This window comes from Anabaena sp. UHCC 0204 (assembly GCF_009711975.1).
Lineage (GTDB): Bacteria > Cyanobacteriota > Cyanobacteriia > Cyanobacteriales > Nostocaceae > Dolichospermum.
The window spans coordinates 73,929-89,052 of record NZ_VIKW01000004.1; the positions used below are offsets into that span (position 1 = coordinate 73,929).

At 40.9% G+C, this 15,124-nt stretch carries 13 protein-coding genes; 3 read left to right on the plus strand and 10 right to left on the minus strand.

The features are described 5' to 3' along the window. Positions 1-973: 973 nt before the first annotated feature. Together FJR04_RS04700 and FJR04_RS04705 are read left to right on the plus strand one after the other, a co-directional pair. The gene (locus tag FJR04_RS04700; RefSeq protein WP_168492269.1) at positions 974-3,073 is read left to right on the plus strand and encodes an Rne/Rng family ribonuclease; all 2,100 of its coding nucleotides are present in this window, start codon (positions 974-976) and stop codon (positions 3,071-3,073) included. A 194-nt stretch (positions 3,074-3,267) separates the two neighbouring features. Continuing rightward, the gene (locus FJR04_RS04705; RefSeq protein ID WP_168492270.1) at positions 3,268-3,942 is read left to right on the plus strand and encodes a ribonuclease HII; all 675 of its coding nucleotides are present in this window, start codon (positions 3,268-3,270) and stop codon (positions 3,940-3,942) included. Positions 3,943-3,950: 8 nt separating this feature from the next. Here the strand turns inward: FJR04_RS04705 and FJR04_RS04710 are convergent, their stop codons facing one another. Beyond that, on the minus strand, positions 3,951-4,538 hold the full coding sequence (locus FJR04_RS04710) for a DUF1997 domain-containing protein (RefSeq protein ID WP_168492272.1): 588 nt from the start codon (positions 4,536-4,538) through the stop codon (positions 3,951-3,953). A 114-nt stretch (positions 4,539-4,652) separates the two neighbouring features. Here FJR04_RS04710 and pheA point away from each other — a divergent pair, with 114 nt between their 5' ends. Further along, positions 4,653-5,504, plus strand: a complete 852-nt coding sequence (pheA, locus tag FJR04_RS04715; protein WP_168492274.1) for a prephenate dehydratase — start codon at positions 4,653-4,655, stop codon at positions 5,502-5,504. 70 nt (positions 5,505-5,574) lie between these two features. Here pheA and FJR04_RS04720 read toward each other — a convergent pair whose 3' ends face one another. The 9 genes from FJR04_RS04720 to FJR04_RS04760 all read right to left on the minus strand — a co-directional run bounded on the left by FJR04_RS04720 (position 5,575) and on the right by FJR04_RS04760 (position 14,716). Continuing rightward, on the minus strand, positions 5,575-6,225 hold the full coding sequence (locus tag FJR04_RS04720; RefSeq protein WP_168492276.1) for an LON peptidase substrate-binding domain-containing protein: 651 nt from the start codon (positions 6,223-6,225) through the stop codon (positions 5,575-5,577). Between the two features lie 188 nt (positions 6,226-6,413). Beyond that, entirely contained in the window at positions 6,414-6,731 is a 318-nt protein-coding gene (rpsJ, locus tag FJR04_RS04725; protein ID WP_015113498.1) for a 30S ribosomal protein S10, read from the minus strand. Positions 6,732-6,896: 165 nt separating this feature from the next. Beyond that, complete coding sequence (gene tuf / locus FJR04_RS04730; RefSeq protein WP_168492278.1) at positions 6,897-8,126, minus strand: elongation factor Tu; 1,230 nt, start codon at positions 8,124-8,126, stop codon at positions 6,897-6,899. Positions 8,127-8,148: 22 nt separating this feature from the next. Next, on the minus strand, positions 8,149-10,227 hold the full coding sequence (gene fusA / locus FJR04_RS04735) for an elongation factor G (RefSeq protein ID WP_168492280.1): 2,079 nt from the start codon (positions 10,225-10,227) through the stop codon (positions 8,149-8,151). Between the two features lie 177 nt (positions 10,228-10,404). Continuing rightward, positions 10,405-10,875, minus strand: a complete 471-nt coding sequence (gene rpsG, locus FJR04_RS04740) for a 30S ribosomal protein S7 (RefSeq protein WP_168492282.1) — start codon at positions 10,873-10,875, stop codon at positions 10,405-10,407. A gap of 252 nt (positions 10,876-11,127) precedes the next feature. Further along, positions 11,128-11,511: a 30S ribosomal protein S12 gene (rpsL, locus tag FJR04_RS04745; RefSeq protein ID WP_168492283.1), complete on the minus strand. Its 384-nt coding sequence runs from the start codon at positions 11,509-11,511 to the stop codon at positions 11,128-11,130. 183 nt (positions 11,512-11,694) lie between these two features. Then, complete coding sequence (locus FJR04_RS04750; RefSeq protein ID WP_168492285.1) at positions 11,695-12,045, minus strand: iron-sulfur cluster assembly accessory protein; 351 nt, start codon at positions 12,043-12,045, stop codon at positions 11,695-11,697. 179 nt (positions 12,046-12,224) lie between these two features. Continuing rightward, positions 12,225-12,644 (minus strand): cupin domain-containing protein, encoded by a 420-nt coding sequence (locus FJR04_RS04755; RefSeq protein ID WP_168492286.1) that lies wholly within the window; start codon positions 12,642-12,644, stop codon positions 12,225-12,227. Between the two features lie 206 nt (positions 12,645-12,850). After that, complete coding sequence (locus tag FJR04_RS04760) at positions 12,851-14,716, minus strand: phosphodiester glycosidase family protein (protein WP_168492288.1); 1,866 nt, start codon at positions 14,714-14,716, stop codon at positions 12,851-12,853. Positions 14,717-15,124 lie beyond the last annotated feature (408 nt).

Consider the following 15,124-nt stretch of genomic DNA (forward strand, 5'->3'; position numbering starts at 1 on the left):
GCAGCCTATTGAAAAAGTTAGCAATTATCTCTAAAAGACCCTAAGACATAGGGCTTTAAAGCTCAGTTAATGTCCAGATTAGGAGTCCCTGAGAAATCCACACTCACCTGTAAGGAAGCGTGTGGAGTATGTCACCAAAGTTGCGTTAGAATTAGAATCAAGAGAAATTTTCTGGCGCTGCATTGCATGGCTTGATTCACTACCCTGATCATCAGGGAGCAAAGCCAAAGAGATAAGAGTGCAACTTCTAAGATTGTATTCCAGACAAACTCTGTTGATGATTACAAACCACTCTCCCTATAGCTACCCTGTGAATCAATCACTAACAATAGCTTTCGTCAGCTTCTCTATTAGCTGATAGATTCTATCCCTTAAATAATACTTGCTTTTATTGCGGGCTTATGCAATTGCTACAAAAGTAAGGGTGTTTAACTGTAAAAAATACCACGTAAGTATTGACAGAGATGAAAACGCCGCCAAAATTCTTGTCAAGATAATCCGGTGGGTTATCTGCACTAGCTAAATTTTCTAGTGAAAATACGGATAGTGAATCTAGTGCGAAAAGCAGGTTTTTCTCCGTCAATAAATGGTAAAACCAAAAAGTTGCAGCCTGTTTAAACTCTAACTTTTTGATAAGTGCGTGCATTTAAGCATGGCTAACTTTACCTGATGAAACATTAACTTTGGAGCAGATGTCTACGGATATCCAAAGTTTAGATAGCAGCGTATAGTATGGGAAATCAACCAAGGGCGGTTGATTTAAGTTCTTAAACTATATACAGCTATTCAGGAATAATCAGGCGTGTAAACGAGATTACAGTATCATTAGCTCTCCATAACTTTGCAGAGCCGCTCAAATTTGAAATTTTTATTACTAGTAGCGCCTTGTAGCAGCGACTGTAGGGACAAAAGAGATCACGGAGAAGCTCTTCTTGTAATTCCCCTCAGTGCTGCCAGTTTTTGAGGAAATTGAATGCCAAAACAAATTATCATCGCGGAACAGCATCAAATTGCTGCTGTATTTTCGGAAGATCAAATACAAGAACTCGTTGTAGCTACCGGTCATCACCAAATAGGTGATATCTATTTAGGTGTAGTAGAAAACGTATTACCTGGGATAGATGCGGCTTTTGTGAATATCGGTGATCCCGAACGCAACGGTTTTATTCATGTTACTGACTTGGGTCCGTTGAGGCTGAAGCGTAGTGCAGCAGCTATTACAGAACTGCTAACACCACAGCAAAAAACATTAGTACAGGTGATGAAAGAGCCTACTGGGACAAAAGGTCCCAGGCTGACAGGTAATATTACCTTACCTGGACGCTATGTAGTATTAATGCCTTATGGACGGGGTGTAAACTTATCTAGACGGATTAAGAGCGAAAGTGAGCGTAACCGTCTCAGAGCTTTAGCAATTTTGATTAAACCAGCAGGTATGGGTTTGCTGGTACGCACAGAAGCAGAAGGAAAACCAGAAGAAGCAATCATTGAAGATTTAGAAGTGCTGCAAAAGCAGTGGGAAATTGTTCAACAAGAAGCAGTATCTACCCGTGCGCCAGCCTTACTTAATCGTGATGATGACTTTATTCAACGCGTACTTAGAGATATGTATGGTAGTGATGTGAATCGCATTGTTGTAGATTCCAGCACTGGCTTAAAACGGGTGAAACAGTATTTACAAAACTGGAGTGGTGGACAAACACCCCAGGGATTACTGATTGATCATCACCGCGATCGCTCGCCCATTTTAGAATACTTCCGCATTAATGCTGCTGTCCGCGAAGCTCTCAGACCAAGAGTAGATTTACCTTCAGGCGGTTATATCATCATCCAACCAACGGAAGCATTAACCGTCATAGATGTAAACTCCGGTTCTTTCACCCGCTCCGCTACTGCTAGAGAAACAGTGCTGTGGACAAACTGCGAAGCAGCTACAGAAATTGCTCGTCAGTTACGTTTACGAAACATTGCCGGTGTGATTGTCGTTGATTTCATTGATATGGAATCCCGACGCGATCAAATGCAAGTTTTAGAACACTTTAACAAATCTCTCAAAGCTGATAAAGCCCGTCCGCAAATTGCCCAATTGACTGAGCTAGGTTTAGTAGAACTTACCCGCAAGCGTCAAGGACAAAACATATATGAATTATTTGGCGAGACTTGTCCTACCTGTGGCGGTTTAGGACATACCGTGAGATTACCGGGAGAAACAGAAAACCGATTACCTATCCCGGCTACAGATGTACCAGAGCGGTTTGTACCGATGCCACAAAAAGAATCCCGGCCTGTGACTCGGATAATTGATAGCGGTAGCATATCGCCAGCCATACCACGAGATCCCTACGATGGCTTTGGGGATGGATTTGAAGGAGAATCGGAATTTAGTTCCCTACATCTAACTAATCATCCTAGTTACCAAGAATTAAATGATAGCAAGCGCCGTACTCGTACCCGTCGCAGCCGGATTGGGGTAAATGGAGTTAATGGTAAAGATGAACCCCGCTTAACTACCAATCCCCTAGCTTTTGTTAATGATGCGGATTTAGACTTAGAAGAAGCTGAACTACCTTCTTCAGAAATCTCCCCACCTACCATTAATAAATCGGGTTGGACGGAAAGGCCAGAACGGGCAAAAATTAAACTAGAACCAATTAAGGTCGAACCTCCGGAGATTATTACTGTCGAAATGTCAGCAAAAGAACAAGATACATTTGCTGAAATGGGAATTTCTCCTCTACTCAAATTAGATCGGGAGGGCAAAAATTCTAGATCGGTGATTATTAATGTTGTTCAACCAGGACAATTATCAACTGAACCAACTGAATCTATCCCCGAACCAATTATTACTGAAAAAACAACTCCTGATGTTGTCCCCATTGAAGTACCGACACCAAAATTTGAGATAGAAGAAGAATCTTCTTTTCCACCATTAACAATTGTCCCCGAATTAACAGTTGCAACAGAGGAAAATGAAGCTGAAACAGAAACAGAAACTAATAGTACCTCTGTGCCTAATCGTCGTCGTCGTCGTCGTTCATCAGCCCTAGATAGTGATGGTTTTAGCCAAGATTGAATTTAAGAGGATTTGAGATTTTGGTTTGTGTTCCCTTTTAAATCGGTTGGGGAAATGGGACTGTGATTTTGAGGATTTTTATGATTACTTTGATTAATTAATCATCTAAATCAAATTAATCACATAAATCATAGTTTAGACTTCTGATTAATTAATCATCTAAATCAAGTACACAAATCATAGTTCTGATATTTATGGGAGAAATCAAGCCCACACCCTGGGATAACTTGAGTTGGTTAGAGTTTTCTACCTACTCAGATATGCAGGGTGTGGTTGCGGGTGTTGATGAAGTAGGAAGAGGGGCTTTATTCGGTCCTGTGGTAGCAGCGGTGGTTTTATTACCAGTAGAGGCTTTATCAATATTGATGGCTGATGAGATTAAGGACAGCAAAAAGTTGTCTAGTTCTCGAAGAATTAAGCTGGCTAAAAAAATTACTACTCTGGCTTTAGATTGGAGAATTGGTTATGCTTCAACTGCGGAAATAGATGAGTTGAATATTTTACAGGCAACTTTATTAGCAATGAAGCGTGCTGTTCTCAAGTTAAAGGTAAAGCCTGAACTTTGTTTAATTGATGGTAATCAGTTAGTCAAGGATTTGCCAATACCACAGCAAACGATTGTTAAGGGTGATGAGCGATCGCTAAATATCGCCGCAGCTAGTATCATGGCTAAGGTTTGGCGTGATGATTTAGTGCAGCGTTTAGCATTAAAATATCCTCAATATGATCTCGAACGAAATAAAGGTTATGGAAGCCAGCGACATTTACTGGCTCTCCAAAAATATGGGACTTTACCTCTACATCGTCGCTCTTTTCGTCCTTGTCAAATTCAATCCTGCACTCAGAATGACAATTATCTTTTTGAATAATTCTCAAACTATTCAAAATTTAAAATTGGTAATTCCGGAATGTTATTATCAATTTCCGTGTTCTGAGTTTGTGATATTACCCAATGCCGATAATCTGCTAAAAGGTGGTGTAGTAATCTTTGCTTAATTGTTAACAACACACTTTTGAGTAATCCATTCCCGGTAGTTTCTAAAATTGACTTGGGAGTAAAGGAAAATGGTTGCGGGATCTCTACTAACACTTCTAAATCAGCTTTCCCTTGCAGATGAGTTCCACTACTGAGTTGAACTGGTGACAAATAGCCTTTTAAATTCAAGGAAAAACGTTGGTTAATATACTCAAAACCAAGGATTTCACAACCGAGCGATCGCAAATAAATCGTTCCGCTTGCATCCGCCCAGACTCTCATATCTACAGTAGGCTGAATACTCAGTGACATAAAAGACAGAGGACGCATTTTTAAGCGAAACACTTCTTCAGAAAGCTGTTGAATTCTAGTATTATCAGCTAAGGCATTCACCAAACGTTGAGGCTGACGTAAATAGTGCTGAATAGGAATAGGTTGCTTAGGAACGGAAATTTCAACCGATTGAGAGGCAGTAAACTTGGTAGCCATGAGCAAATTAAACCATTTGTTTTTTAATTGTAATATCTTTTAACAATTTGCATTAAATTGTAAAAAAATCAAACTCTTAATTCATTATCAATCAAATTCGTCAGATTTAAACGTATGAATCTTAAAATTGCACATTTAGGTCCACCAGGAACTTATGCCGAACAAGCAGCTTTTTTCTATCTCAACTGGTTGAATCATCACCAAGGTATGAGCGACAAAAGAAGCTTTGAATTATGTCCCTATCCTACAATTGCCCAATCACTACAAGCTGTAGCTGAAAACCAAAGTCAATTAGCGGTTGTTCCTGTGGAAAACTCTATTGAAGGTAGTGTTAATATGACACTGGATAGTTTATGGAAATTAGAGAGGTTAAAAATTCAACTAGCTTTAGTTATACCTATACAACATACATTGATTTCTTATGCAACTAGTTTAGATATGATTAAAAGTGTATATTCCCATCCTCAAGCGTTAAGTCAATGTCAAGGATGGCTATCACAGTTATTACCAAATGTTAATTTGATTGCTAGTAACTCGACAACTGAAGCACTACAGGAATTAGAACAGGACGTAACAATAGCAGCGATCGCTTCTAGTAGAGCCGCGGAATTATATAATTTACCTATCCTTGCTAGTGGAATTAATGATTATCCAGAAAACTGTACTCGATTTTGGGTAGTTAGCACAGAAGAAAATCAGATGGTTGATTGTAGTCATACATCCCTAGCGTTTAGCGTAGCAGCGAATATACCAGGTGCATTAGTAAAAGTATTGCAAGTATTTGCTCATTCAGGTATTAATCTGAGTCGCATTGAATCCCGTCCCACAAAACGTTCTTTGGGAGAATATTTATTTTATTTGGATATAGAAGCAGATGTTAATTCACAAATCATGAAATCTGCTTTAGGAGAGTTACAAAATTATACAGAAGTCCTGAAAATCTTTGGTAGCTATAGTGTGTTGTGAAACTTCGCAGCATCTATAGACAAATCTGAAAGCTCCCACCTCAGCCGTTAGGTAGGTGGGAGTAGTTTAATTATTCTATATCGTTAAATGTGTCTTTAAGAACAGAACGTGCTGCTAAATGATTACGAGTAGAAGTAAGAATTTCTGCTTCTCGTTCTAAACGAGCAACGGTATCCTGAATTTCTAGTAATGCTTGCTGTTCTGGTGCTACACCATAAAGATTACTGGCTACCCAATAAGATAGTTCTGTTGGTAAATCTGGTAAATCTTGTGGTAGTTCAATATCTTGTTCTGTTAACTTGGCAGAGAGACGGACAACATCCCGCAATAGTTGTTCTACCTCAGAAGCTAAAGGGCGCAAATCTTGAGATGGTGGTTGGTCTTCAATCCATTCTACCAAACCGACGCGATAAGGCTTTTCACGGATATATTCTAAAACGCGAAACCTTTGCTGTCCTAGAGCTAAAAGTTTCATTCTGTCATCAGGTAGCCGTTGATAATGAATAACTTCGGCACAGCAACCAACGTTAGCAATTGTGCCTTTAGCGGGATCGATCATCAATACCCCAAATCGGCGATCGCTGTCGAGAATCGTGTTCATCATGATTCTGTAGCGAAATTCAAAAATATGAAGAGGTAATGGTCTAGTAGGAAACAGAACCACTTCGGGTAATGGAAATAGAGGTAGTTCCCGAACTGCAATTTTAGAGGAAGATGTCATTGTTACTTGAGTATAAATTTTATTCTTAAAATATATTGTTCCCTACTTTTCCCATGCTCCCCATACTTTGTTCATATTTTATCATGTGTTTTATGGCTAATAAAAAACCCTGAGATAAATTTTCTCAGAGCTTAAATAAATGTCAGTTGTCAGTTGTTCTTTGTTTTGACCACTGACCACTGACAAATTTATAGTTTGACTTCGATATCTACACCAGATGGCAAATCCAACTTCATCAGCGCATCAATGGTTTTAGAAGAAGGTTGGTAAATATCAATAATCCGCCGGTGGGTGCGAGTTTCAAAATGTTCGCGGGAATCTTTATCTACGTGAGGCGATCGCAGTACGCAATATATTTTGCGTTTTGTGGGTAAAGGAATTGGTCCGATAGCTGTAGCGTTGGTACGGTTAGCGGTGTCTACAATCTTCTCGCAAGATGTATCTAATAAACGGCGGTCAAATGCCTTTAAACGAATTCTAATCTTCTGCTGCTGTAGAGTTGCCATCTTAAGTTTTCCAGGTTCGGTAAATTTTCGACTTGATATTTTAAATTTTAGATTTTTTAGATATCATCCCCAATCTAAAATTTAAACTTGTTTATGAGAATAGAAAAGAGCAGAGATATGATGATTCATCTCTGCTCCTTTGTGATGAGAGCAAAAAGGTGAGTGTTATTTCAAGATTTTGGAGACAACGCCAGCACCAATAGTCCGTCCACCTTCACGAATAGCAAAGCGCATACCTTGTTCAATGGCGATCGCGTTGATCAATTCTACTGTCATTTTGATGCGGTCTCCGGGCATCACCATTTCTGCCGCGCTACCATCATCAGATGTGAAGGCTGTGATTGTACCAGTTACATCGGTTGTCCGCACATAGAACTGAGGACGATAACCAGCAAAGAATGGAGTTTTACGACCACCTTCTGAGTCTTTGAGTACGTATACTTCACCTTCAAACTGAGTGTGAGGAGTAATCGAACCAGGTTTAGCGATTACCATACCGCGCTCAATGTCTTCTTTTTTCATACCGCGCAGTAGCACACCTGCATTATCCCCAGCCATACCTTCATCGAGGCTCTTCTTGAACATTTCGATCCCGGTAACAGCGGTACTACGAGTATCTCTGATCCCAATTAGCTCGACGGTATCGCCAACTTTAACTTTCCCGCGTTCGATCCGTCCAGTTGCCACAGTACCACGACCTGTGATGGTGAACACATCTTCTACAGCCATCAAGAATGGTTTATCTATATCCCGCTCAGGTGTAGGAATAGAGGCATCTACAGCATCCATCAACGCATAGATTTTGTCTACCCACTCATTTTCACCCCGTTGGGTTTTGGGATTAGCAGTCATAGCTTCGAGAGCTTTCAGACCTGATCCTTTGATAATGGGAATATTGTCACCATCGAAATCATAGCTAGTCAGCAATTCTCGCAGTTCTAGTTCTACTAATTCCAACAATTCTTCGTCGTCCATCATGTCTTCCTTGTTCAAGAAGACAACCAAACTAGGAACGCCTACTTGTTTTGCCAACAAAATATGTTCGCGGGTTTGGGGCATCGGACCATCAGTAGCTGCAACTACAAGAATGCCTCCATCCATTTGTGCTGCACCAGTGATCATATTCTTCACATAGTCAGCGTGTCCTGGACAATCTACGTGAGCATAGTGCCGATTTTCGGTTTCATACTCAACGTGGGATGTGTTGATAGTAATACCCCGGGCCTTTTCTTCAGGTGCATTATCAATTTGGTCAAAACCCTTACCTACAGTTTGGCCATTAGCAGCCAAGGTCATGGTAATGGCTGCTGTTAAAGTAGTTTTGCCGTGGTCAACGTGGCCAACAGTACCGATATTAACGTGAGGTTTAGTTCTTTCAAACTTTGCGCGTGCCATGAATACTCGTTTCCTTTTTTAATTAAGCGTTCCCTTTACTTTTTGAGATGATTCCCTCAGCCACGCTGCGAGGCACCTCTTCGTAGGTACTAAATTCCATTGTAAAGATACCTCGACCTTGGGTTTTCGACCGGATATCAGTAGCATAACCAAACATGGTTGCCAGTGGAACTTTCGATACCACTTTCGCAAGTCCCTGTTCAGTGCTTTGGCTTTCAATCTGTCCTCTGCGGGCGATTAAGTCACCAATCACGTTCCCGATATAGTCTTCAGGTACTTCAACTTCAACTTTCATCATTGGCTCTAAGATGACTGGAGAGGCTTTTGATGCCGCTTCTTTCATTGCCATAGAACCGGCAATCTTGAAAGCCATTTCTGAAGAGTCTACGTCGTGGTAAGAACCATGTACCAAGGTAGCTTTGACATCAATGAGTGGATATCCAGCTAAAATGCCGGACTCACAACATTCTTTCATTCCCTGTTCCGCTGGTCCGACGTACTCTTTGGGAACAATACCACCAACAATTTTAGAGACAAATACGAAACCTGTACCTGGTTCGCCTGGTTCTAAATTGATCACTACGTGACCGTACTGACCCTTACCACCACTTTGGCGGATAAATTTACCATCAATTTTTTCGACGGCTTTGCGGATGGTTTCGCGGTAAGCCACTTGGGGCGCACCAACGTTTGCCTCTACCTTAAATTCCCGTAACATCCGATCTACGAGAATTTCTAGGTGCAATTCTCCCATTCCCGCAATTACGGTTTGGTTGGTTTCCGGATCAACACGCACACGGAATGTGGGGTCTTCTTCACTCAAAGATTGCAAAGCTTTGGAAAGCTTGTCCATGTCATTCTTGGTTTTGGGTTCAACCGCTACCGAGATGACTGGCTCAGGAATAAATAGGGATTCCAGAATTACTGGTGAGCCTTCATCACAAAGGGTATCACCTGTTAAGGTGTCTTTCAATCCCAAAGCAGCACCTAAGTCACCTGCCCGTAATTCGTCTACGTCTTGTCGGTCGTCTGCTTTCATCAGCACTAACCGAGAAATCCGTTCTTTCTTATTCTTGCTGACGTTAAGAACGTAACTACCTTTTTTCAGCACGCCAGAATAAACGCGCACGAAGGTGAGGCGACCATAAGGATCAGCCATAATCTTAAATGCCAAAGCTGATAATGGTTCGTTATCATCAGCATGACGTTCTACGGTATCACCATTCAGGAGTGTGCCTTGAATAGGGGGTACTTCAGTTGGTGCTGGTAGGTAATCTATCACTGCATCCAACATCAATTGCACACCTTTATTCTTAAAGGCTGAACCGCAAAGAACTGGTACAATCGTACCGGCAATTGTCCCTTTCCGCAGCGCAGTACAGATTTCTGCTTCTGTAAGTTCTTCACCCTCGAAGTACTTATTCATCAGCGCGTCATCAGTTTCTGAGACTGCTTCTACCAACTTGGTGCGGTATTGGGCTGCTTTTTCTGCTAGTTCTGGGGGAATTTCTGTTTCTTGGATATCAGTTCCTTGGTCGTTTGCGTACATATACGCACACATCCGTACCAAGTCTACAATCCCCTTAAATTCAGTTTCACTACCGATAGGCAGTTGAATAGCAATAGCATTAGCCCGCAAGCGATCAACCATCTGGTCATGCACTTTATAGAAGTTCGCACCAGTGCGATCCATCTTGTTAATAAAGGCGATGCGAGGTACTTTATAACGGTCTGCTTGTCGCCATACTGTTTCTGATTGTGGTTGTACACCACCTACGGAACAAAATACAGCTATTACACCATCTAATACTCGCATGGAACGTTCAACTTCAATTGTGAAGTCTACGTGACCAGGAGTATCAATAATGTTAATTTGATGTTCTTTCCAAGATGTACTAATCGCCGCAGCAGTGATGGTAATTCCCCGCTCCCGCTCCTGTTCCATCCAGTCGGTGACAGCAGTTCCTTCGTGAACTTCACCAATTTTATGAATTATCCCAGAGTAAAATAGTATTCTCTCTGTTGTCGTTGTTTTTCCCGCATCTATATGCGCCGCAATGCCGATATTGCGTACTTTCTCTAGCGGGTTCGTGCGTGCCACAGTTACCTCCTATCGTTTTGGCCTCATGATATCTTGTATATTACTCTTTGTTAAGATTCTATACTTTTACGGAAAACCGTCTTTTCCGTTAGCGTAGCAAAGCTGTTACCTTTCTTGGGCATCAGCTATAAATCCTTTGATATACCGCATAGCATCAAGCGATATATCTTTTTCTATTTAGTAACGATAGTGTGCAAATGCTTTATTTGCTTCCGCCATCCGATGCGTTTCTTCCCGCTTACGAATAGCACTACCGCTCTCATTTGCAGCATCCATTAACTCATTAGCTAGTCTACCAGCCATGGTTCTACCTGGACGTTGACGCGAATACTGTACTAACCAGCGCAATGCTAGAGTTGTACCACGGTCTGAGCGTACTTCCATTGGTACTTGATAAGTTGCTCCACCAACCCGGCGAGCTTTCACTTCTACTAATGGTGTTGCGTTACGCACTGCTCTTTCAAAGGTTTCTAAAGGACTACTACCAGTCCGTTCCTCAATAGTTTTCAAAGCGTCATAAACTATTCTTGCGGCAAGTGATTTCTTGCCATGACGCATTATCCGTCGCATCATCATGCTGATAAGGCGACTATTATATACTGAGTCAGGCGGAACTGAGCGCCTTTGACTAACACCACGACGAGACATACTTCATCCTTAAATGCGGAATTTGGCAACGAAATTATATGTTATCAGAACGCAGGAGACTAAAAGCGGTTGAATTAGCCGCTTAATTTTCCTGCGTTTTTGTCTATGGCTTGCGCCACGCTATGGCTATTTGTTTGCTTTAATGCCAGGTGCAGTTTGATTTTTTTTAAATTCGTGACTGCTAGATTTTCTGTTTTATGCAGTTTTAGGTAGGACGGTTAATCGTAGTTAAGGCGATAAACCGTCTCTTACCTATTTTTTACCTGCTTTCTGGCGCTTTGTTCCATATTTGGAACGGCCTTGTTTCCGGTCTTTAACTCCGGCTGTATCTAATGTGCCACGGATTATATGATATCTAACACCGGGCAAGTCTTTGACCCGACCACCACGAATCATAACTACAGAGTGTTCTTGTAAGTTATGACCGATACCTGGGATGTAAGCTGTCACTTCAAATCCAGAGGTAAGTCTTACTCTGGCAACCTTGCGGAGTGCTGAGTTGGGTTTTTTAGGTGTTGTTGTGTATACTCTGGTACAAACGCCCCGGCGTTGGGGACATTGTTTCAGAGCAGGGGACTTGGTTTTCTGCCGCGCTAGTTCGCGCTCAGTACGGATTAGCTGCTGTATTGTTGGCATGAGTTACAGCGCGTGAAGCTGCTTTATGATCTAAGTTTTAACAAATCCTGATTATATCTTTTTTTCTGATTTTATGTCAATCATTTTGGAAGGGAACAGGGAAGAGAGAGCAGCGCGGTCTTGGGGTCTCCCCAAGTGGAGCGACTGCGGAGGAACAGGTAAGAGAAAATTCCTAACCATTGACTACTGACTAATCGAGAAAGAATTGCCGCAGCTACAAGTAGATATTGCCTGGGGGTTCTGAAAGCGAAAACCTCCACCCATCAAGTCTTCTGAATAATCTATTGACAATCCATTAATGTAATCTAGGCTTTCGGAGTCTATGACTACAGGAATACCTTGTAACTCTAAAACTGTATCTATGGCTTGCGTCGTGCGATCGCCTTCAGAGTTTACTGTTGTATCAAAAGCCAGATCATAAAACCAATCAGCACAGCCTCCAGATTTCACCCGTAAGCGAAATAAGATATTCGATGGTTGCTTAGATTTTAAGCGCCTGATCTCATTAACAGCGGCTGGACTCAAATGAATCATGGAATTTTTGAGGTAACGAGAATCCCATAATTAATATTACAGGAATTTAGAATTGAAAAACAGGGAGGATTAAGAAATTTTACCATGGGGCAAAGGAAAGAGATTTGGGATTTTCAAGGATTCCATCTCAAATCCCAAATTGGAAATTTAAATTTTGGTTACTAAGTTCCCCATCATTTCTATTTTTCAGAACGAGCGTAGTCATCTTGATAGCGAATAATATCATCTTCTCCCAGATATTCGCCATTTTGGACTTCAATCAAGATCAAAGGAATCACTCCCGGATTTTCTAACCGATGAGTAGTGCATTGAGGTACATAGGTTGACTGATTATTGCTTAATAAAATTTCGCGATCGCCACAAACTACTTTAGCTGTTCCGGAAACAACAATCCAATGTTCACTCCGGTGGTGGTGCATTTGTAAACTGAGGCGATGTCCAGGTTTGACTTCAATTCGCTTAATTTTATATCCGCGTCCTTCTTCCAAGACTGTAAAAGAACCCCAAGGACGTAATTCACTAGCGGCAATACTTCTAGAATTAATTGTTGGTTGCAGAGTGAGAGTATTCGTTGGCACGGTTTCTGATACTTTAGCCATAGTTACCTCAGATGGAGACATAACAAACTCGTTTTTAGTTTTGATAGTTAATAGAACAAATGGCAGGATTTAGCTACCCTGACAAACATAGCAAAACCCAGCCGCAACTGGTAAAATTTCCTGCTCAAATGAATGTGTTTATCAAAGTCTTCATCAAAGAAAAACCTGACTTGTTCTCAACTTCAAAATTGACAAATCAAAAAGGGTTATTTTTTAGCAGCTTTTGGTGATATGAAAATGCCAATAGCGTTGTGAACACGAGCCGCAGTATTGGGGGAACGATCAAGTAATTGACCGCCTAAATAAAGACTGGTAGAACTACCACCGTCTAAATTTAAGGCATTAATACAACCCATTGTCTGCATTAATGTTGCTTGTTCAGCCAAAGTTGGTCCACCACCCCCAGCACGATTATGTACAGCAGCAATCCTTAAATTACCTGTGCTAGTGGTACAAATACTACTACGAACTGCTTGACCTCTCATAAAAGCTGGGCTGAATTTTTCCGCTTCACCATCAAGAATTATTTGCCGATTTTGGATTAATAGGGGACCTGCGGCCATAATGTGGGGATAACGGCTAAATTCAGGTGTGGTAGTGGTGCTGGTAATGTTAACTTTTGTCCCCATAGGCATTTGTGGGGTTTCACTGCGGAAGGTAAGCAGATAGCCATTTTCAGGAATGGGAATAGGTGTAGTCCCAGTTTTACCTCCTGCTAATTGATTAGTGACTTGATTATTTTGAACAACTACGATATTTTCATTATCTGTTAGGGGTGTATAAGTCGCTCCCCATCTAGAGGTATAACGAGCAATACCACGTTGTACATAGCCACTATTGAGGAAGAGAATGGGTAAACGTTGATTATTACTAATTAAGGTTTCTGTGAGTGTCAGACGACCAAAATAGAATTCTCCATTATTATTCCAGGCGATCGCTCCCCGGTTGAGAATTGGTCCTGATATCCATTGATTATCCTGGCGAATTGCCCCTAAAGGTAATCTATTATTGCGGTTAAAATAACCACCATTAATCGCTGCTACGGCTAAGTAATTTTGAGCAGTTTGCATCAAAGGAGCAGTACCTGTTAGGGTTTGACTATTGCTCCATATTGGTTTAATTGTCAATCCCACCGTCCTGGGATTAATATCTAACCAAACCACGGGAAAACGGTCTGTTCCTAAATTTACAAACTGCTGTCGCCATTGTAACCCTTGCGCCCAGGTAATACTTCTTTCTCGTAAAGCATCACGACGAATATCAATAACTATCCGATTTGGTTGGGGAATAGTGCTAACTTGTACAGACTGACCAAAGGGAACACTCAGACGGACAATAGTTTGATTATTCACCACTTCCACTTTTTGCACTAGTGCTTCGGGTGTTGGTGGTTGAGAGTTATAGCGTTGGAGTAAAGCCGGATCAGCAATACCATCTAAGGTAACAGTCCAATCTCGGTTCGGTGGTGTGGTAGATTTGGGGGCAATTTCATCAGGATCTACAACTTTTTTGACTGGTAACTCTTGTCTAACTTGCCAAGGAGTCGGCATATCTAAATCTAGAACAATCCGATCGCCTGTTGGTTGTTTACCCTGACGAATATTTTTAACTTGGGATGGGGGAGTAGAAATTACTAACTTGTTACCATTGGCTTGTATTTGCCATTTAGCTGTTTGAGCTAATTGAGTAATATCTAAATAGCGATATCCTCTTTGTAAATTGGTATTGAGAATAACGGGATTTGTTGCACCAGAAAACCATTGTATTGGTTGTTGAGCAGGATTGTTACTATTCAGTAAATCTATCCCCATTAATTGCTTAACTGCGCTATCACTAAGATAAGTTTGCACTCCTGTTGGAGTCTTGGTTTGCTGTAACCATACCCCTGATAAAGTCCTGCCATTGAGAGTAATTTGATTACCAGCATTAGCTGAGACTGAGGCGGAAGTTGGTAAACTAGGAATTGTTTGAGCGATCGCTCTATATGTAACGGTTAAAGACAGTGCTGTTGACAATAGTGGTAACACAAAATACACGAGTTTCATAGGATGGAGCTTTTTTTGATCGGACATAAAGGATCATTGACTAAATTTTTGGGAAAATGATCGTGCAAAACTTAGACTAACGAAAATTTATCGGAAAATTTTCCAAAAATAATTATCTTTTTGGGAAATAACCGTGATAATATATATATTGGGTTTTTGTCTTTTATCAAGAGTTACAAACAATTATTAGGCTGAAGATACTGGTAGTAATTGTTTTAAATAATACAAACTGCTCATAGACTATGATGGTAGTCTTAGGGATTAAAGCTAAAATTCGCACACTCTATAAAATTTTGGATTTTGGATTAGGAGTTTCAATCTAAAATTTAAAATTCATTTGGTGGCTAATGAACAAGCCGCCAAAATGCAAGCAACATATATTTTAGGAATTGTCAAATGGGCATATAGTGTAAATACGCTGATTTTGTGGCTGCA

Bases quoted from the DNA above. Each gene is read 5' to 3' on its own strand.
- FJR04_RS04710 (WP_168492272.1), bottom strand. From the start codon at position 4,538: ATGGCTACCAAGTTTACTGCCTCTCAATCGGTTGAAATTTCCGTTCCT.
- pheA (WP_168492274.1), top strand. From the start codon at position 4,653: ATGAATCTTAAAATTGCACATTTAGGTCCACCAGGAACTTATGCCGAA.
- rpsJ (WP_015113498.1), bottom strand. From the start codon at position 6,731: ATGGCAACTCTACAGCAGCAGAAGATTAGAATTCGTTTAAAGGCATTT.
- FJR04_RS04720 (WP_168492276.1), bottom strand. From the start codon at position 6,225: ATGACATCTTCCTCTAAAATTGCAGTTCGGGAACTACCTCTATTTCCA.
- tuf (WP_168492278.1), bottom strand. From the start codon at position 8,126: ATGGCACGCGCAAAGTTTGAAAGAACTAAACCTCACGTTAATATCGGT.
- FJR04_RS04750 (WP_168492285.1), bottom strand. From the start codon at position 12,045: ATGATTCATTTGAGTCCAGCCGCTGTTAATGAGATCAGGCGCTTAAAA.
- FJR04_RS04705 (WP_168492270.1), top strand. From the start codon at position 3,268: ATGGGAGAAATCAAGCCCACACCCTGGGATAACTTGAGTTGGTTAGAG.
- rpsG (WP_168492282.1), bottom strand. From the start codon at position 10,875: ATGTCTCGTCGTGGTGTTAGTCAAAGGCGCTCAGTTCCGCCTGACTCA.
- rpsL (WP_168492283.1), bottom strand. From the start codon at position 11,511: ATGCCAACAATACAGCAGCTAATCCGTACTGAGCGCGAACTAGCGCGG.
- FJR04_RS04760 (WP_168492288.1), bottom strand. From the start codon at position 14,716: ATGTCCGATCAAAAAAAGCTCCATCCTATGAAACTCGTGTATTTTGTG.
- FJR04_RS04755 (WP_168492286.1), bottom strand. From the start codon at position 12,644: ATGGCTAAAGTATCAGAAACCGTGCCAACGAATACTCTCACTCTGCAA.
- FJR04_RS04700 (WP_168492269.1), top strand. From the start codon at position 974: ATGCCAAAACAAATTATCATCGCGGAACAGCATCAAATTGCTGCTGTA.